19 protein-coding genes, 1 tRNA gene and 1 pseudogene are annotated in these 18,116 nt (G+C 32.0%); 10 read left to right on the forward strand and 11 right to left on the reverse strand.

Annotation, left to right across the window (positions count from 1 at the left end; all coding sequences use genetic code 11):
* Nucleotides 1-161 precede the first annotated feature (161 nt).
* From ACH2CG_RS01475 to ACH2CG_RS01500, 6 genes are all read right to left on the reverse strand, one after another.
* Nucleotides 162-821: a hypothetical protein gene (locus ACH2CG_RS01475; RefSeq protein WP_395061484.1), complete on the reverse strand. Its 660-nt coding sequence runs from the start codon at nt 819-821 to the stop codon at nt 162-164.
* A 229-nt stretch (nt 822-1,050) separates the two neighbouring features.
* The gene (locus ACH2CG_RS01480; protein WP_395061486.1) at nt 1,051-4,452 is read right to left on the reverse strand and encodes a hypothetical protein; all 3,402 of its coding nucleotides are present in this window, start codon (nt 4,450-4,452) and stop codon (nt 1,051-1,053) included.
* Between the two features lie 160 nt (nt 4,453-4,612).
* Complete coding sequence (locus ACH2CG_RS01485; protein WP_395061488.1) at nt 4,613-4,987, reverse strand: hypothetical protein; 375 nt, start codon at nt 4,985-4,987, stop codon at nt 4,613-4,615.
* Nucleotides 4,987-6,240, reverse strand: a complete 1,254-nt coding sequence (locus ACH2CG_RS01490; RefSeq protein ID WP_395061490.1) for an aspartate kinase — start codon at nt 6,238-6,240, stop codon at nt 4,987-4,989. The genes ACH2CG_RS01485 and ACH2CG_RS01490 overlap by 1 nt, the downstream gene beginning before the upstream one ends.
* A 13-nt stretch (nt 6,241-6,253) precedes the next feature.
* Entirely contained in the window at nt 6,254-6,739 is a 486-nt protein-coding gene (locus ACH2CG_RS01495; RefSeq protein ID WP_395061492.1) for a GNAT family N-acetyltransferase, read from the reverse strand.
* Between the two features lie 88 nt (nt 6,740-6,827).
* Nucleotides 6,828-7,688, reverse strand: coding sequence for a M48 family metalloprotease (locus ACH2CG_RS01500; protein ID WP_395061494.1), 861 nt, complete (start codon nt 7,686-7,688; stop codon nt 6,828-6,830).
* A gap of 135 nt (nt 7,689-7,823) precedes the next feature.
* Between ACH2CG_RS01500 and fbp the strand changes: the two genes are divergently transcribed.
* The 5 genes from fbp to ACH2CG_RS01525 all read left to right on the forward strand — a co-directional run bounded on the left by fbp (nt 7,824) and on the right by ACH2CG_RS01525 (nt 11,676).
* On the forward strand, nt 7,824-8,834 hold the full coding sequence (gene fbp / locus ACH2CG_RS01505) for a class 1 fructose-bisphosphatase (RefSeq protein WP_395061496.1): 1,011 nt from the start codon (nt 7,824-7,826) through the stop codon (nt 8,832-8,834).
* 100 nt (nt 8,835-8,934) lie between these two features.
* Nucleotides 8,935-9,297: a fructose 1,6-bisphosphatase gene (locus ACH2CG_RS01510; RefSeq protein WP_395061498.1), complete on the forward strand. Its 363-nt coding sequence runs from the start codon at nt 8,935-8,937 to the stop codon at nt 9,295-9,297.
* 10 nt (nt 9,298-9,307) lie between these two features.
* On the forward strand, nt 9,308-10,114 hold the full coding sequence (locus ACH2CG_RS01515; RefSeq protein ID WP_395061500.1) for a cell envelope biogenesis protein OmpA: 807 nt from the start codon (nt 9,308-9,310) through the stop codon (nt 10,112-10,114).
* Complete coding sequence (locus ACH2CG_RS01520; RefSeq protein WP_395061502.1) at nt 10,107-10,601, forward strand: Rab family GTPase; 495 nt, start codon at nt 10,107-10,109, stop codon at nt 10,599-10,601. The genes ACH2CG_RS01515 and ACH2CG_RS01520 overlap by 8 nt, the downstream gene beginning before the upstream one ends.
* Nucleotides 10,594-11,676, forward strand: a complete 1,083-nt coding sequence (locus tag ACH2CG_RS01525) for a sensor histidine kinase (RefSeq protein ID WP_395061504.1) — start codon at nt 10,594-10,596, stop codon at nt 11,674-11,676. Before ACH2CG_RS01520 ends, ACH2CG_RS01525 begins: the two co-directional genes overlap by 8 nt.
* A gap of 48 nt (nt 11,677-11,724) precedes the next feature.
* Here the strand turns inward: ACH2CG_RS01525 and ACH2CG_RS01530 are convergent, their stop codons facing one another.
* Nucleotides 11,725-12,156 (reverse strand): TerB family tellurite resistance protein, encoded by a 432-nt coding sequence (locus ACH2CG_RS01530; protein WP_395061506.1) that lies wholly within the window; start codon nt 12,154-12,156, stop codon nt 11,725-11,727.
* 144 nt (nt 12,157-12,300) lie between these two features.
* Here ACH2CG_RS01530 and ACH2CG_RS01535 point away from each other — a divergent pair, with 144 nt between their 5' ends.
* The 3 genes from ACH2CG_RS01535 (at nt 12,301) to ACH2CG_RS01545 (ending at nt 15,168) form a co-directional block, all read left to right on the forward strand.
* Nucleotides 12,301-12,894, forward strand: a complete 594-nt coding sequence (locus tag ACH2CG_RS01535) for a HupE/UreJ family protein (protein ID WP_395061508.1) — start codon at nt 12,301-12,303, stop codon at nt 12,892-12,894.
* A 178-nt stretch (nt 12,895-13,072) separates the two neighbouring features.
* Nucleotides 13,073-13,501, forward strand: a complete 429-nt coding sequence (locus ACH2CG_RS01540; protein ID WP_395061510.1) for a deoxycytidylate deaminase — start codon at nt 13,073-13,075, stop codon at nt 13,499-13,501.
* Between the two features lie 95 nt (nt 13,502-13,596).
* Nucleotides 13,597-15,168: a S41 family peptidase gene (locus ACH2CG_RS01545; protein ID WP_395061512.1), complete on the forward strand. Its 1,572-nt coding sequence runs from the start codon at nt 13,597-13,599 to the stop codon at nt 15,166-15,168.
* 30 nt (nt 15,169-15,198) lie between these two features.
* Here ACH2CG_RS01545 and ACH2CG_RS01550 read toward each other — a convergent pair whose 3' ends face one another.
* From ACH2CG_RS01550 to ACH2CG_RS01560, 3 genes are read right to left on the reverse strand one after another with little or no spacing between them, the layout of a single operon-like run.
* Complete coding sequence (locus ACH2CG_RS01550) at nt 15,199-15,807, reverse strand: FAD-dependent oxidoreductase (protein WP_395061514.1); 609 nt, start codon at nt 15,805-15,807, stop codon at nt 15,199-15,201.
* A gap of 50 nt (nt 15,808-15,857) precedes the next feature.
* On the reverse strand, nt 15,858-16,058 hold the full coding sequence (locus tag ACH2CG_RS01555; protein WP_395061516.1) for a hypothetical protein: 201 nt from the start codon (nt 16,056-16,058) through the stop codon (nt 15,858-15,860).
* Between the two features lie 37 nt (nt 16,059-16,095).
* Nucleotides 16,096-16,674: a MarC family protein gene (locus tag ACH2CG_RS01560; protein ID WP_395061518.1), complete on the reverse strand. Its 579-nt coding sequence runs from the start codon at nt 16,672-16,674 to the stop codon at nt 16,096-16,098.
* 142 nt (nt 16,675-16,816) lie between these two features.
* Between ACH2CG_RS01560 and ACH2CG_RS01565 the strand changes: the two genes are divergently transcribed.
* On the forward strand, nt 16,817-17,389 hold the full coding sequence (locus ACH2CG_RS01565; RefSeq protein ID WP_395061520.1) for a DUF3109 family protein: 573 nt from the start codon (nt 16,817-16,819) through the stop codon (nt 17,387-17,389).
* A gap of 113 nt (nt 17,390-17,502) precedes the next feature.
* Here the strand turns inward: ACH2CG_RS01565 and ACH2CG_RS01570 are convergent.
* Nucleotides 17,503-17,576, reverse strand: a tRNA-Ala gene (locus ACH2CG_RS01570).
* Nucleotides 17,577-17,776: 200 nt separating this feature from the next.
* Here ACH2CG_RS01570 and ACH2CG_RS01575 point away from each other — a divergent pair.
* Nucleotides 17,777-18,116, forward strand: a pseudogene (locus ACH2CG_RS01575) (hypothetical protein); the annotation flags it as partial.

Here is an 18,116-nt window from a genome sequence, read left to right on the forward strand (position 1 = left end):
AGCAAGTCGAATTTAAACAAAATGAGCCCAATACAATATCGAGCTCATTATTATCAAAATTAATTATAAATTTGTCTAAACTTTTGGGTGCAGTCTAAAACTGAGGCTTTTTGATTACAAATTCATAAAAATTTGCATGCTAATAGCATTATTTTTAATAATTAGTTAGCGTCTCTATCAATATAGGTTTTGTTTCCGTTTTTATTGATGTAGTATTTTCCACCTTTTGGTCCTGTAAAAACTTTTTTACCGTTGTACATTCCTGTTGCTTTATCGGCAACTTTTTTCTCAGCCGCTTTTGAAGCTGCTGTTTCTTTCATGTCTTCTTTTTCCTCGGCTGCTGTTTTTTTAACTTTAGTTTTAACTTTAGCGGTTTTTTCTCCAACTTCTTTAGTAGCTTTAGCTTTTACTTCTTTAGTTGCATCACCTTTAAAACGTTTGTCTACTGTTCCGTCTTTTTTAAGTTTTGTTGCTTTTTCTTCTGTTTCTTTTTTTGTTTTAGAAACTTTAGCGTCAACATCTTTTACTGCTTTTTCTTTGGTAGCTTTAACTTTTTTCTCAGTTTTTGCTACTTTTTCTTCTGCATCTTTGGTAGTTTTAGAAGTTTTAGCTTTTGCATCTTTCTCTGCTTTTTTAGCTTCTTTTGCAGCGTCTTTTTTAGCTTTAGCTTTTTCTTCTTTTAATTTATCGGCTTTTTCTTTTTTAGCAGCAACTGCTTTTTCAGTTTTAGCTTTGGCTTTTGTGGTTTTTTCTGCAACTTCTTGTGCGAAAATGGTGTTTGTGAAAACAAACACAAAGCATAGTAAAATTAGTTTCTTCATTGTGATTTTAGTTTTGATTATTTTATATGTTAAAATTAATGAATTTATTTGAACAAATACCATTCCAAATGAATTAGTTGTAGTAATCATTTGACAAGTATTAGAATGAAAAACTTTTTAGCCCTGATGCAAGAATTGTTTGAGCTCTTTCTCTTGTTTTTGAGACAAGAGAAAAGCGAGTTCTTGCAGCAGGAATAAGGATTGTAGATAAAGCCCAAGCCATTCGCTTCTAGAAAAAGGCTCGAAGTTGCACGTTTCCTGTGTGAATGATGTTGCTTGTGTCTGATTTTCGACCTTGGTAGTTGATGTTAATGTCGAGATATTGCGTAAGGTTTTTTTGTAAAAGCAGTCGCCAAGTGCTGTTTTTGCCAGCTTGCAATCCTTCGAGCATTTGAAAAGCCACTGGCGAAAGTTGGTTGCCCATGAAATCATTATTGTATAAAGAAAATTCTCCGCTTGCTGTAAATTTCTTGTCGCTCGAGTAATTGAAGGAAATGCCAAAGCGTTGTTGCTTTAATGTTTCTTGCAGATTTATACTATTTTCTTTGTTTTTGTATTCGAAAAACAGGGACAGACTTTTGTTGTTTGAAAATAAATAGGAAACTTTTGGCACTAGAGAATAACTGTTTAATTCAAAATTTCGCGAGGCATAATTGTCTGAAATACTTTGTGAATTAGATTGGGTTGTGTCAAAATTAAACAACCAAGTTTTCTTTACTAAATGTGCATATTGAAGTTGATTGGAAGTGGCGCTGTTTTCTTGTGAACCAATTGAGAGTAGGTTTTTTACCCTGCTTTTTAGAAAAGTATAGGTTACAGAATGTCTTTGTTTGCCTCGATTGTAGAACAAACTGTTTCTAAAATTGGTGTTTAAACCAAGAAGATTGTCTTCGCTTGATGAAAACGGATTAAGATTGAAATTGTCTGAATTTCTAACTATCTTTCGGTCTAACATGAACGAGGTTTGGTTGTAGAAATAGGATAGAAGTTTCTTGAATCCTTTTTCATTGATCCATCTAGAAGGATTTAAAGTGATGGATTGTGCGTATTTATTTTGATGTGTTTTCACAAAAATTTGATTGGGAAGAAAAACCCGAACGTACTTAGCTTGATCGGGAAAAGCAGCGATTTCAAACTCTTGAAGTTCTTGAATTCCGTTGCCGTTATAGTCATTCCACATGTAAACTCCTTGTCCTGGATTGACTTGTAAGTAGGTAAATTCTTGTTGGGCAATGGTTCCAGAAGCAGTTTCGTAGGCAACGGTTGTTTGAATTAATTGTTTAAAAAAATTGTAGCTGTAAAGTAATCTGGAGTTTAATGAGGGTTCGGATGGTTTAGTGATGTCGGTAAAAACTAATCGTCGGTAATTTACGAAAAGGGACAAATTGGTTTTTTGATTTTGAATTAATTTAGATTTAAAATAATAGGAATTAGATGAATTTACGCGTTGCAAAATTCCCAATTGCAAACTGTCGTTTTTTCTATGCAAATAACCAATTTCGGCATAGACTTTTGTACTGTCACCACGACCAATAAATGCACCATATTCCAAAAATCGTTGGCTTAAAGTCGTGAATTGATTAGTGGCAACTAACTTCTCTTGATTGTCTTCCAGATTAAAACTTCCACCAATCCAATTTTTCTTGAAGTGGTATTTTACTCTTGTTTGATTGCGTAAGAAGTTGGTGTTAGATACTGTTCCTGAACTTTTTAAATAGCTTGAATTTTGCTGAAGAACTATATTTTTTTGCTTGAAAATTCCTTGAATAATATGTCTTGTTCCCAAAAAGCTTTCGCTAAAATCGAGTTTTTCTAATTGATATTTTGCAAATCCTTTTTCTTTAAAATCAAAATTCAAACCTGAAACCAACAAACTTTGATTGCCCGAAATGGTAGTTAAATTCCAATCGCGATTGAATTCTATGTTGAACAATCGCTCTATGGTTTTGAAATTTTGTTGCACCAATTGAAAATTTGCAAAAGCATCAAGATTGAATTTTCCTGAAAAAAGACGCTGTTTTGCATTAATTTTTGTTGCAATTCCTTTGTTGTTTTTATCGTCTAGTTTAGAATACAAGTTTAAATCGTTGTTGCTTACGCCAAGTTCAAAATCGACAGCCGTTTTTTCTGAAGGATTGAAACTTCCTAAAACAGTCGCAATTTGAATTTTTGTTGGTGCGATTAAACGTACAATTGGTTCGTAATTTCCTTGCGGAATTCCAGCAATTGGCGCTATATATTGGTAAATTTTTCCAACGGCACTGTTGTTAGATAAGTTGTAATTACCCAAGTTATTTCCGACTAAAGAGAATTTTACATTGTACAAAACATCGGTCGGATTGTTAGAATATTCAAAAACTTCTGTGGTGCCTACGATTGATTTTTTATACAGAATTTTATTTTCAGAATACGAATCCTCATAAGCTGAAGGCGCAGTCATTAAAGTTGAATCATCGCCAGCATTTTTAAGAATTTCTACTTGTTCTGCCGATAAATTTTGCTGTAACGGTTGGTTTTTTACATCATTTTCAGAATATACAAATCCACCAATAGACCATTTTTCTGCTTGATGCGTTGCGCCACCATAGGTAACAAATCGGGTAAAATTCCTGTCAGAATATTGGTATTCAATAACGATTCGCATTTCGGAAGTTATTGGAAATAAAGAAGTAAAGATAATTTCGCCTGCGTTATAGTCAATGACATAGTCGTTGTTTTCGCCGCGTTTTAGCAAAAGGCCATTCACAAAAACACGTTCGGAACCCGAAATTACAAGTACATACAATTCGCCATTATTGCCTCGCAATTTATACGGACCTTGATTTCCTTCTTGACCCGTAAAACTACTTTTAGCATATTGACCACGAACAACTGCGCCCGACGCGAAGACTTCGGTTTTGTTTTTAGGCGTTCCAAAAGTGAACTTTGTGGATAATCCTTGGACTTTTTTATTGAAATTTAAAAATTTAGATTGTCTATTTTCTAGAAATAAATCACCTGCACGAATGTTCCATTTATCAGAAAATAATTCGATAAATATTTGATCAAATTCGTCTAAGGTTTGAGAATATCCGCCATCTTGCAACGGAATATTGCTGTCTTGAATGGAAGCACGAAGTGAAACTTTATTGGAAATTTTACCAGTAATTTGTAAATCTAGATTGGAATTTACAGTCGAATTTTGATTGTTTCCAACGGTAATTCCTCGAGTAATACTTCCCGAAGTGTTTAATCCGTCAAATGGTTTGAAAATTTTTAAATTGTCTCTTTTTATGGTGTATAAATTTCCAGCTTCGTTTGGAACGACTCTATTTTGGTCGTAAATGGAATAAGTTTTTGTAAGAAAATCAGGAAATTTTAAATACCGAATGGTTAATGAATCTTGAGAAACGTAATTGTTTTTGAAAATCAATTTTGATGTTTGAAAATCTACTTTATAATAGGAAGAGTCAATTACGTTACCTTGTTTGTCAAGAATTTTGAAGAACGATTTGTTGATGCTTACTTCATCGATGGCAATAGTATCATTAGAGAAAGCCACTTTTTTGTTTTTGTATGGCGTTTCTAGTTCCTGAGCAAAAATGCCCGAAAAACAGAACAACAACACCCATAAAAAACTATTTTTTAGCATAAATAAGATAACTCGTAAATATCAAAAGTAGTATTTATAATTGGAAAAAAAGTTGGTTGATTTTGTCTTGTTGACTAAGGAAACATCCCATTAGTTGCTTGCAAAATGCTTTATGTGATTTTCTATTGTGATTCTTCGTCCGTTAGAATGACAAATTGGACTAAGAAAGCAAATTTTTTGAAGGAAAAAGTTTTTCTATTTGAAAAAAGGCAATTATAAAAAGACTTGTTGCAATGATATGATAGGAAAAAGCGAAAAATGTGTTTGATGGAATAAAAACAGCCAGAAAATAACTAATTATACCAGAGAATATTCCAATAATAAAACCAATTGCTAAATTGAAAAGTCTATTTTTTCTTGTCATAAAAAAGAAAAATAAAGCACTTGAAATCACAATTAGTTCAAGTCTTGCAAAAACACCATCGTCTTTTCCTTGATAAAAAGGTGTGTCAAAAAAATTATATAGTTCTCGTAAAAAAACCACAATCAATGAAAGTAGAACGAGAAATACTATTATTTTTATTTTTCTTGACATTATTCCTTAGTAACAATCTGCATTGTTTCTCTAGAAATTTGTTTCAATAAAACTTCTTTTCCTTTTTCTACCATTTCTGAGGCTTCTTTTGTGAAATGTCTTATTGTGTAAAGCGATACATTTTCGTTGTAAGAAACTTTGAATTTTTTTGATAAAATGGTTTTCAGTTCGTTGAAATTCCCGAATTTATCTTCAATACAAACAGAAAAACTGATGGCTGTATTTTGAATTAAACTTACTTTGATTTTGTATTTGTGCAACAATCCGAATATCTCGCTGATGTTTTCTTCCATGATAAAAGAGAAATCTATAGACGAGAGCGAAATCAATAGTTGGTTTTTCTTGATGATAAAACAAGACGTTTTTGGATCTAAATCTTCACCTTTAGAAACAGAAGTTCCAGGCAATAAAGGATTTATAAACGATTTTACAAAAAGCGGAATTTCTTTTTTCTGTAATGGTTGTAGTGTTTTTGGGTGAATTACAGTTGCTCCATAAAACGCCAGCTCAATAGCTTCACGATAGGAAATTTGATTTAAAAGAATTGCATTTTCAAAATATCTTGGATCGGCATTCATCACACCAGGAACATCTTTCCAAATCGTCACACTTTCTGCACTCAAGCAATAGGCGAAAATTGCCGCAGTATAATCGGAACCTTCACGACCAAGAGTTGTGGTAAAATTGTTTTCGTCTGAACCTAAAAATCCTTGTGTAATATTTAGTGTTTTTTTCTTTACACCTTTAGAAATTAATTTCTGCGTTTGATCCCAATCTACATTGGCATCACGATAAGTAGCGTCAGTTTTGATGAAATTTCTAACATCAATCCAGTTGTTTTTTAATCCTTGATGATTAAAATAATGACTTACAATTGTTGTAGAAACAATTTCTCCATAACTAATTACTTGGTCGTAAACAAAGTTGTAATTTGGAGATTTATTGCTTCTTAAAAAATATTCTAAATCGGCAAAATGACTGTTTACAGCAAAGAAAACATCGTGTTCTTCATCGTCAAATAAGTCTAATAAAATTTGGTTGTGGTATTTTCTAACTTCTTGTAGCGAAGCATGAAATTCGTTAGATTTTTCAAAATAATTTTTGATTACAATTTCCAACGCATTGGTTGTTTTTCCCATTGCAGAAATGACAATTAGTACATCTTCATGACCTACTTTTTGCAATACATCAAATACATTTTTTACACCATCGGCATCTTTTACTGATGCACCGCCAAATTTGAAAATTCTCATTTTATAATTAGTATTAAGACTTAAGATTATTTTTTTCTAGAAATTGATTAATTCCGTTTTCATCCATTTGAACTACATCCCAATCGGCAAGGATTTTCGCACCACTTTTTTTGTAAAATTCAATTGCTGGAGTATTCCAATCGAGAACATTCCATTCAATTCTTCTCACATTGTCGCGTTTTCCTTGGGCAATAATTTCGCTATAAAGCGCAAATCCTGCTCCTGTGCCGCGTTTGTCTTCTTTTACAATTAAGTCTTCAAGGTGAATTGTTCGTCCTTTCCAGGTAGAAAATCTGTAATAATAAAGTGCAATTCCTATAATTTGTTGATCAACTTCAGCTACAAATGTATGAAACAATGGGTTTTCTTCAAAACCATCACGAATTAAATCGTCTACAGTAACTACAACGGCATCGGGTTCTTTTTCAAAAACTGCCAATTCTTTTATCAATGCTAATACGGATGGCATATCTTGTGAAATTCCTTTTCTTATAATCATTTTTAAAGTATTAAAGTCCAAAAATACAAATTCCAAATTCCAACTGCAACATTGAAATTTGGAATTTTATAAATATCGTTTAAGAAATTTATTTTTTCTTTTTCACTACTTTTTTCTTAGTTGTTGTTTTAACAGTAACAACTTTGTTACTAATTGTTTTAGGTACATAAACTTTATATAGTCCATCTGCCACAGCTCTTGATTTTGCAATTTCTGCTCTTTCTTTTGGGTCTGGATGTGAACTCATCATTTGAGTTAAAAAATCGGCAGATGTTGCACCACTTTGATTTGCTAAAATTTCAAAAGCAGCTTGTTCAGCATTTACATCATATTTGTTTCTTTTCAAGAATTCATATGAAAACGCGTCTGCTTCAGATTCTTGTTTTCTGCTGTACCTACTATCTAAAATAGCATTTCCTATTTGTCCCAATTGGCTGTCTGTGAGCTTTGTAATTTTGTCCGATTGCGAAGAAGCTAGACCAATAACTGCGGCTTTTCTATATGCAGCTTTCATGGCATCTTTTGTATCTTCGTTAGCAACGTGACCAATTTCGTGACCAATAACAGCAAGCAATTGATTGTCGTCCATAATATCCATTAATCCAGAAAAAACACGAACGCTTCCGTCTGCTGTTGCAAATGCGTTTATATCTTTTGTTAGATATACTTTATAATTTAAGACTAATCCACTTTCATTCGCGTGTTTACCAAAAATCCTGTTTAGTCTTAAAGTATAACCGTCTTTTGGGCCAGCAACAACATTGGTTGAATCCATTTTATAAACGGCAGCTTTGGATAATTTGGCTGCATCTTCATTAGAAAATGTAAAACTTGCAACACCATTTTGAAGTGCTCCTAGAGCTTTTTCGCCTAAATTTATTTGTGCATTTGCATTAGAAAAACTTAAAGTTACTAAAAGTACAATTGCTAAAAATGATTTAATTTTCATGATTTTTAATTTAAAAAATTGAATAGCAAAGATAAAATAAGTTTGATAATAAATATGTAGTATTAATTCGTGTTCTTGATTTGAAATTTAATAAAAAAAACGATATTTGCACAAACAACTACAACGATTTCGTTAATGGAAACACGCAACACAACATTAGGTGAATTTATCATTGAAAACCAAAATGCTTTTCAATATTCTTCAGGAGAATTATCACGAATTATCAACTCCATTCGTTTGGCGGCCAAAGTCGTCAATTATAAAGTAAATAAAGCAGGATTGGTAGATATTGTTGGCGCTGCAGGCGAACAAAATATTCAAGGTGAAGACCAACAAAAACTAGATGTTTATGCCAATGAAGTTTTTATTCAAACGTTGATTAATCGTGAAATTGTATGCGGAATTGCATCGGAAGAAAATGATGATTTTATTACCGTTGCAGGTTCAGATAAAAGCCATAACAATAAATATGTTGTTTTGATGGATCCTTTAGATGGTTCGTCGAATATTGATGTAAACGTTTCTGTGGGAACAATTTTTTCGGTTTTTCGTCGAGTAACACCAATTGGAACTCCAGTGCAAAGCGAAGATTTTCTTCAAAAAGGAATTCATCAAGTTGCTGCGGGTTATGTAATTTATGGTACGTCAACAATGCTAGTCTACACAACTGGTCATGGTGTAAATGGGTTTACATTAAATCCGGCAATTGGAACTTTTTACCTTTCGCATCCCAAGATGCAATTCTCCAAAGACGGCACGATTTACTCTATCAACGAAGGAAATTATGTTCATTTTCCGCAAGGCGTTAAAAATTATTTAAAATATTGTCAGCTTGAAGAAGGCGATCGTCCTTACACTTCAAGATATATTGGAAGCTTGGTTTCTGACATTCACAGAAACATGATAAAAGGTGGAATTTATATTTATCCAACAAGTTCTAAAGCGCCAAAAGGCAAACTTCGATTGCTGTATGAATGCAATCCAATGGCGTTTATTGCTGAGCAAGCTGGCGGAAAAGCATCCGATGGATATACTAGAATTATGGAAATTGAACCAACAGAATTGCACCAACGTGTTCCTTTTTTCTGTGGTAGTTCTAACATGGTTGAAAAAGCTGAAGAGTTCATGAAATCATCTGTTTTGTAGAACTACTTCTACAAGAATATAATAGAGAAGAAAATGAGTTTTGTTAAAGGAAATGTACTAAATTTGCAAACATTTTTTGAACAAAAACTACTTTACTTATATGTCTAAAAATCAATCAAAAGAAAACGAAGTTGCAGCGGTAAATCCGTTGGAATCTTCTCAAAGATTGGAAGCTATCAAAAACCTAATTTTTGGTGAAAACATTCAACAAATTGATCAGGAATTTCAAGCTTTAAAAAACCACGTCGAAAAAAGAAAAGAAGAACTTGAAGACTTCATTGCAGAAACACGTAAAGAATTGAACGGAACTATCGATAATTTAGCTACCGATTTAAACATTAGGATTACTGACTTAGAAAACAGTATGAACGATAAAACAGACGAGTTAAACCATAAAAAAGTTGATAGAAATTTACTTGGAACATTACTGGTTTCTATGGGTGAAAAGATAATGAAGGACTAATTCATTTTCAATGACAGATTCAGAGAAATTAATTAAGCTCAAAGAACTTCTTCTTAATGAGGACAGAGATTTTGCGCAAAACATTCTCGAAAAACTTGACGCAATTGAAGACACAATCAATACTCCAGACAAACTTTCAATAAAAGTTGATAGTATTATTGATAAAAAACTAGAAACATATACCGAGGAAATTCCAGAAAAACTTGGGCCAACAATTACCAAAGCATTATCGTCAGAAATTAAAAATTCGCAAGATAAAGTGGTCGAAATTTTGTTTCCAATTATTGGTAAAATGATAAAAAAATACATTCAACAAGAAATGAAAGTCTTGTCGGATAATATTAATTATCAAATTCAAAACACACTTTCTTACAAAGGAATTAAGCGAAAAGTACTGTCAAAATTCACAGGAGTTTCTGAACAAGACATGCTTATTGCCGAATTAAATGAACCAAATGTTGAACAAGTTTTTATTATTGAAAAAGGTTCAGGTTTAATAATTTCAAGTATATCTAAGCAGGAAAGTATTGATGAAGACATGATTGCAGGAATGTTAACTGCCATTAAAAGTTTTGTTGAAGATGCTTTTAAAAAAGACCAACAAAGTTTGGAGTTGATACAGTATGAATTGTTTGAAATTCATATTCAAAACTTTACGGCTTATTATTTTGCAGTAGTAATTTCGGGCGGATTTAATACAGCTTTCAAAAATAAATTGGAGAATAAATTATTTGATATAGCATCTCATATAAAATCGGATGCAATTGATAAAGAGCATATTACAACAAAGTTAAAAGAATTTCTAGACAATGAATAGTTCTAAAAAGGTAGTTTTGGTTGGGCATTTTGGCGTAGGAAAATCTTCCTTGATAAGTCGATTTGTGCACAATACTTTTTCGGATAATTATACCGTTACCATTGGCGTTCATATTTTAAAAAAAGAAATTGAAATAGAAGCATTAAACCTAACTTTAATCATTTGGGACATTGAAGGAAAAGATGATATTAAAAAAGTGCGTTCCTCATATTTGCTTGGAACATCAGGTTTTGTGTATGTTATAGATCCAACACGTTCACAAACTTATGAGCGCTTTAATGAGGAAATTGATTTTTTAAAAATAAATTATCCAACCTCGCAAATAGTATCGGTTGTCAATAAATCAGATTTAATTGACATTGAAGAATTTAAAGTTTCATTGATTTCCAAAAACATTAAAATTGATTATTTTGCAAGTGCTAAAGTAGGTCTTGAGGTAGAAAATTTATTTCAAACTATTGGATTGAAAATGATACAAAATGCTTGAAGAAATTAGAAATAAATACCTATATAATAAAACACAAATTGTAGTTTTAAACAAGCAAGGAGTTGTTATAGATTCGGACGACTTATTGTATACTATTGTTTTAAGTAAATCTATTTCTACATTTCATCCATTTTTTGAAACCATTCTCTCGTTAATTGATCAAGACAATAAAGAGTTCACTTTTAGTTGTATACATATTGATGTTAATGATACAAAACGAACCATTGATGTTGTTTTTAATTCGGGTTGTAATGCTGTAAATCCGTTTTTAATTTTCGTTGATTTTACAGAACATTACAATAGTTTTCAAAGTATTGCTCAAGAAAAAAACGAATCGGTACTGAGTTTTCATCTTACCGATTTAAAAAACCAGCAATTAGAATCGGAAAAAAACTTTAAAAATAAATTTCTTGCTAATATTACCCACGATTTAAAAACCCCAATAAGTGCTTCGTTATGGTTTGTTGGTATGTTAGAAAAATCAGAAATTACTTCGCAGCAAAGAGAAATTATTGAATTATTAAAAGAGACAAACACCCATATTAAAGCACTTGTTGATGATTTATTAGATTTATCAAAAATTGAAAAAGGTCTTATAGAAATTGAGCAAAAATCATTTGATTTGGTAAAAGCAATTCAACAAATAGACAAGTTAATAAGACACAAATCTGAACAAAAAAAGATTGATTTTAAGGTTGAAATCGATGAAAATCTTCCTAAAAAAGTAATTGGTGACAAAAAAAGATTTATTCAAATAGTTATAAATTTATTAGATAACTCAGTAAAATTTACCAAAAAAGGAAGCGTCACTTTGTTGGTTTCTTTAAAAAATAAAAATAAATTACAGATCATAGTAATCGATACCGGAATTGGCATTCAATCGAATTATAAAGAAGAAGTTTTTCATAGCTTTAAAAAACTTCACAACTCTAAGAAAATTGAAGGATTAGGACTAGGACTTTCAATAGTTTCCAATCTTGTTGCTTTAATGCAAGGAAAAATTGATTACACCTCTACAAAAAATGCAGGAACAATCTTTGAAATTGAACTGCCGTTAACGATTTATAAAAACTAAAAAAAGTCCCAATTTCTTGAGACTTTCTACTATATTTATTTGTAAAAATTACTTGTTCATGTGTGTCATTTCATACACAAAAGTATCAGAATCTACATTCAATACCAGCAATGACAAGGCTTTATCAACAATAAAAGGTACATTTCCTGGTGTAAACCCAAGTGCCAAAGCAAACTTAGTTAAAATCTCTTTTTGTTTTGGTCCAAGAACATGATCTACATAAACCATTCTTGATAGGTCATACAAACGCTCTAGTCGTTGCACATGCAAATAAGGAGGATTAATTGGATATTTAGCTGGGTTCTCTAGAATCTCTTCATACTCTGCCGCCGATATTTCTAATCTCACAGCAAGTTTATCTAAAAACTCTTTTTCTTCTTTACTCAAGTCGCCATCTGCAATAGCAACACGCACAATTGCCGAAAAATGACTTTTATTTCTACTCTTAAATTCGCTATCAAATAAATCTGAAAATGACATAATTATAATGGTTTTATCCTGCAAATATAATTCAATTTCCTCAAAAACCGAAAATGTTTTTCATCGAATTTAAGAGAAACTTTTCAATCAAATTCAAAATTAATTGTAAGTTTACATCTATAAAATTGATAAATTGCAATCACAATGAACGAATTTTGGATCTTTTTTAAAGTAGGACTCAACCACGTTTTAGACATTCATGGCTATGACCATATTCTTTTTTTAATAGCATTAACAGTGCCTTATGTTGCCAAAGATTGGAAACGAATTCTTATTCTAGTTTCTTTCTTTACACTTGGTCACACACTTTCGTTGTTGTTGTCAGTATTTAATATTGTAACAGTAAAAGCAAGTTTGGTCGAATTGCTAATTCCAATTACCATTTTAATAACCGCTTTTTTCAATTTATTAACCGCAGGAAAATCATCCAAAAACGGAAGCTTAACCTTTATTGCCGGCCTAACCATTTTCTTCGGAATCATTCACGGATTAGGATTTTCCAATTATTTCAAAGCGCTTTTACCAGGAAAACCATCAGATAAACTAGCGCCATTATTAGAATTTGCACTTGGTATTGAAGCCGCACAGATAATAGTTGTAATGGCAGTTTTAATTTTAGCCTTCATTGTTCAAACACTTTTGCGCTTCAACAGACGCGATTTTACACTCATCATGTCGAGTTTTGTAATAGGCGTTGTAGTCCCATTAATAATTGATAGCCCAATTTGGACAAAATAAGTTGCATTAGGAGCGAATCAGTAGTTATATTTGTAAACCATTTTCCTGCTTTACGTTACAATCTTGCCAAAAAAAGGCAAGGATTTTCACTTCAATCAGGGCTAAACGGCAAACCATTTGAATAAAATTCAGAATTTTAAAGAACATAAACTTTAAGTCGTCAAGACTTAGTGGCATAATGAAAGACAAAAAACAAAATAAATACGACAAAGCCTATCTAAGAATCGCTGCCGAATGGAGCAAACTTTCTTATTGCAAGCGCAAGCAAGTAGGCGCAATAATTGTTCGCGATAGAATGATAATTTCCGACGGTTACAACGGCACGCCATCAGGATTTGAAAACTGTTGTGAAGACCAAGAAGGATTAACACAATGGTATGTGCTTCATGCAGAGGCAAATGCAATATTAAAAGTGGCGCGTTCTACACAATCTTGCGATAATGCAACCTTGTACATAACACTTTCTCCTTGCAAAGAATGCAGTAAGTTAATACACCAATCGGGAATAAAACGCGTCGTGTACAAAAACGGATACCGTGACACATCAGGAATAGATTTTCTAGAAAAAGCAGGAATTGAAGTTTTTCAAATTGAGGATTTGGAGTAAATTTTAGTTTACTTTTTAAAAAATAATATGATATGTTTAACGTTCATACTATAAAAACGTTCGTATTTTTGATAGGTTAAAACATAATAATCCCAATGAAAATCAATAAAATCTACATACCATTACTTTTTTTCTCCTGCGTAGCATTGGGAATAGTAATTGGCGGATTTATAAATTACCCAATTCAAAAACCATCTTTGGCCAAGAATGACTATAAAACCAAACTCAATAAATTAATCAATTTCATTGACAATGAATATGTAGACGATGTAAAAACAGACTCTATTGTAGATTTAACAGTTACAAATATTCTTGCTAATCTAGATCCACATTCAGTTTATGTTCCGCCAAGTGAGCAAACTGCCGTTGCCGAAAGTATGAAAGGTGATTTTGTGGGAATTGGAGTAAACTTCTATGCCTATAACGATACCATTGCTGTAATAAAACCCATAGAAAATGGTCCGGCAGAAAAAGCAGGAATTAAAGAAGGCGATAGAATTCTTTATGCCGATAACTTTAAATTATTTGGTAAAAAACTTAAAAATGAAGTGCTTTACAGTAAATTAAAAGGTGAAAAAGATTCACAAGTTACCTTAACTATTTATAGAAAATCAGAAAAAAAACAATTTAAAGTCAAAGTAATTCGTGATGTAATTCCTATAAAAAGCGTAGATGTTGCTATTGCACTTAATAAAACTACGGGTTACATTAAAATTAACCGATTTGCCGAAACTACAGGTCAAGAATTTCATACTGCGTTACTAAAATTAAAGAAAAGCGGTATCAATTCACTTGTAATTGACTTGCGTGAAAATGGTGGTGGATTTATGGAAATGGCAGTAGAAGTTGCAGATGAATTGCTAAAAGATAAAGAATTAATTGTTTTCACAAAAAATAAAAAGAACACTATTGACAAAACTTTTGCCACAGGAGAAGGTGATTTTGAAACTGGTCGGGTTTCAGTATTGATAGATGAAAATTCTGCGTCGGCGAGCGAAATTCTTGCAGGTGCAATTCAAGATAATGACAGAGGAACTATTTATGGAAGACGTTCTTTTGGGAAAGGATTGGTGCAGCGCGAAATGGATTTTGACGATGGTTCGGCAGTTCGATTAACCATTGCAAGATATTACACGCCTAGCGGAAGAAGCATTCAAAAACCATACATTAAAGGACAAAGTGAAGATTATTATAAAGAATCTGAAACCAGATTTGAAAGCGGAGAATTGTATGAAAAAGGCAAAATAAAAATCGCCGATTCGCTAAAATTTAAAACCAAAAAGGGAAGAACCGTTTATGGCGGCGGCGGAATTGTACCCGATGTTTTTGTTCCTTTAGAAGTTGCTCATGGCGACGAAAGTTTAGAATATATTTTGCAAACAGGCATTGTAGGTCATTTTGTATTTGAGCAATTGGACCAAAACAGAACTACTTTTAAAGGGTTAAACTTTGAGCAGTTTCAGGCAAAAATGCAAAACAATGATTTCTATGTAAATCAATTTGAAAAATATTTGTCTAAAGCAGGAGTAGCGCTAGATCTGAAGAAAAATAAAGCAATTGTAAACCGTTACATCACTGCAGAATTTGCGCGTCAGTTATTTGGAGAAAATCAATATTATCAAATTGTTTTGAAAGAAGATAAAATGATAAAGGCAGTTTTGAAATAGTTTTAACATTTTTTACACTAAAAGTGTAACCTATTTTCTAATCGAATCGTGCGCTTGACTCGAAATACCATCATTCCATAAAGTTAGAATATCGGTTGCAACAGCAGCACCACTTCCGGCAGCAATAGCAAGTTGACTTCTGTGCCCAGCAAGAGTTCCTATTACATAAATTCCTTCAGCAACTTTGTGATCGAAGTTCTTTAATTGAATTCGATTTTTTTCTACAATTGCTTTTTTATGTGGTTCAATATATTGGTTTAAACCTTCAATATTAAAAGTATTTGCAGAACCAATTCCGACAACAATGTTTTTTGTTTGATAAGTGTTTTTGTTGGTTACAACAGTAAAATTTGGAAATTCACCTGCTACTTTCATTACTTTTTCATCTTCAATTTGAACAACATGAGGATATAAAGTTTTCAATTGCTCGATACTTTCGGTTAAAAGTTCTGAGCCTAGTTTTCCGGCTGGAATTCCGTAGGCATTATTAAACAAAGCTTCTTGAAGAGACGATGTTTTTTGATGGGCAATAAGTCCAATTTTTTTATCTTGAGCAAATGATTTTTTGTGAGCTGAACCCAATACCAATGCACAAGAAACCCCAGAAACGCCTCCGCCAATTATTAGAATGTCAAACATAAAGATAGTATTTAGAAATTTTAACAACTCAAATTTAGAATTTAAGTCATTTATTGATTTTTAAGTTTCTCTTCAATTTTTTTCGACATCTTGAAGATGAGAAGAATAAAAACTGCACAAAAAGATGCTATAATTCCAATTAAAGCTATCATACTGTTTCCTTCAAGAGGGTTATTGAAATCTAGCTGGGTAATGTTAAAAATGATAAGAGCAATTGCTAAAATAATTAATATGGTAGTAAAAATTTTCATCGAATGATTTTAAAGTGTAAAAATAGTAAAAAATGAGTTAAACAAACAAGCCTTTAACATTAGCTGCAAATAATTTAACAGCAATTGCCAATAGCACAACGCCAAAGGTTTTTCTAATTACTCCTAAACCATTTTTACCAAGTAACTTTTCGATTCTTGCAGATGATTTTAATACGGCATAAACCAAAATAATATTTAATATAATGGCAATAATAATGTTTATGGTTGCAAACTGAGAGCGCAAAGATAATAAAGTAGTCATCGTTCCAGCACCAGCAATTAAAGGAAAAGCTAACGGAACAATTGATGCAGAGCTTGCTGCTTCTTCTTTATAAATTCTAATTCCCAAAATCATTTCTAAAGCCAAAAAGAACAATACAAACGAACCGGCAACGGCAAACGAATGTACGTCAATACCAATAAGATTCAACAATTCTTCTCCTACAAAAAGAAAGACAATCATAATAATTCCAGCAGCAATAGAAGCTTTTTCCGATTCAATGTGACCAAATTTTTGTCTTAAATCTACTACTATCGGAATGGTTCCAACAATATCAATTACGGCAAAAAGTACCATTGCAATTGTTGCAATTTCTTTAAAATCAAATCCTAACATAATAATTCTTTTAAAAGTGCAAAATTACTCCTTTACTAAATGTCAAATTCCAAATGATACGTTAATTTTCAGATAAATAAAGGTTTGTAAAAAACATAAAATAAATCCGTTGTATCTTTGCAGGGAATTTTATAAAATAAAAATGTTTCAATTAGGTAAAACCATAGTTTCAGAAGATATATTAGAGAAAGATTTTGTTTGCAATCTATCAGCCTGTCATGGTGCTTGTTGTGTAGATGGCGATGCTGGTGCGCCTTTGAGCGAAGAAGAAACCAAAATTTTAGAAGAAATCTATCCAAAAGTAAAACCATTTTTAAGAAAAGAAGGCATTGAAGCCATAGAACGACTTGGAACATGGGTAAAAGGTACCGATCAAGATCTTGAAACGCCACTTATTGATGAAAAAGATTGTGCTTATGTCATCTTTGATGGAAAGACGGCGCTTTGCGGAATTGAACAAGCTTACAATCAAGGAATTATTTCTTGGAAAAAACCAGTTTCATGTCATTTATATCCAATTCGTGTAAAAGATTTTACAGAGTTTGCAGCGGTAAATTATGACCGATGGGACATTTGTGATGATGCATGTTCATTAGGAAAAGAGCTTCAGGTTCCAGTTTATAAATTTGTAAAGGAAGCACTTATAAGAAAGTTTGGAGAAGATTGGTACATGGAGTTAGAAAAAGTTGCCGAAGAATTGAAAAAAGGAAAATAAAACAAAAACCGTATTGTTTACTAAAACAATACGGTTTTTTTGTAGAAAATTCTGGAGTAGATTGAACCAAATACATAATTGATTTTTTCTAAAATTTTTCTAAAAAAATCCTGTGGAGAATACCGGAATCGAACCGGTTACCTCTTGCCTGCCAGGCAAGCGCTCTAGCCAAGTGAGCTAATCCCCCAGAATTATAAATACTACTTAATGAAAATTTAATAGTGAGGTATGCTACAAATGTAAATATAAATGTTTTAGTAATTATATTTTCAAATTAATTTTTTTAAAATTTTCGTGTTGTTTAAGCACTTAAGAGCTAAATTTTTCTTATAATTGCATTATTATTAAGAAACTAACTAATTACAAACCAACAAACAAACTACTTTTATGAAAAAAATTACTTTAGCTTTATTTATTTTTACAATAATTAATACAGCAGCGTTTTCACAAACTATTGTGAGTACAGCTGTTCAAAACAAGAAAGTTGTTTTAGAAGAATTCACAGGAATTAATTGTGTTTATTGTCCTCAAGGTCATGCAATTACTAATACTATTAAAAATGCAAACCCAAATAATGTTTTTTTAATTAACGTACATGTAGGTGGTTATGCAACACCTTCTGGGGCACAACCAGATTTTAGAACTTCTTTTGGAACTGGTTTTGCAGGACAATCAGCATTAACAGGCTATCCTTCTGCAACAGTAAATAGAAATGTTTTTAGCGGAT

It is taken from the genome of Flavobacterium sp., from assembly GCF_043778725.1.
Classification (GTDB): Bacteria; Bacteroidota; Bacteroidia; order Flavobacteriales; family Flavobacteriaceae; genus Flavobacterium.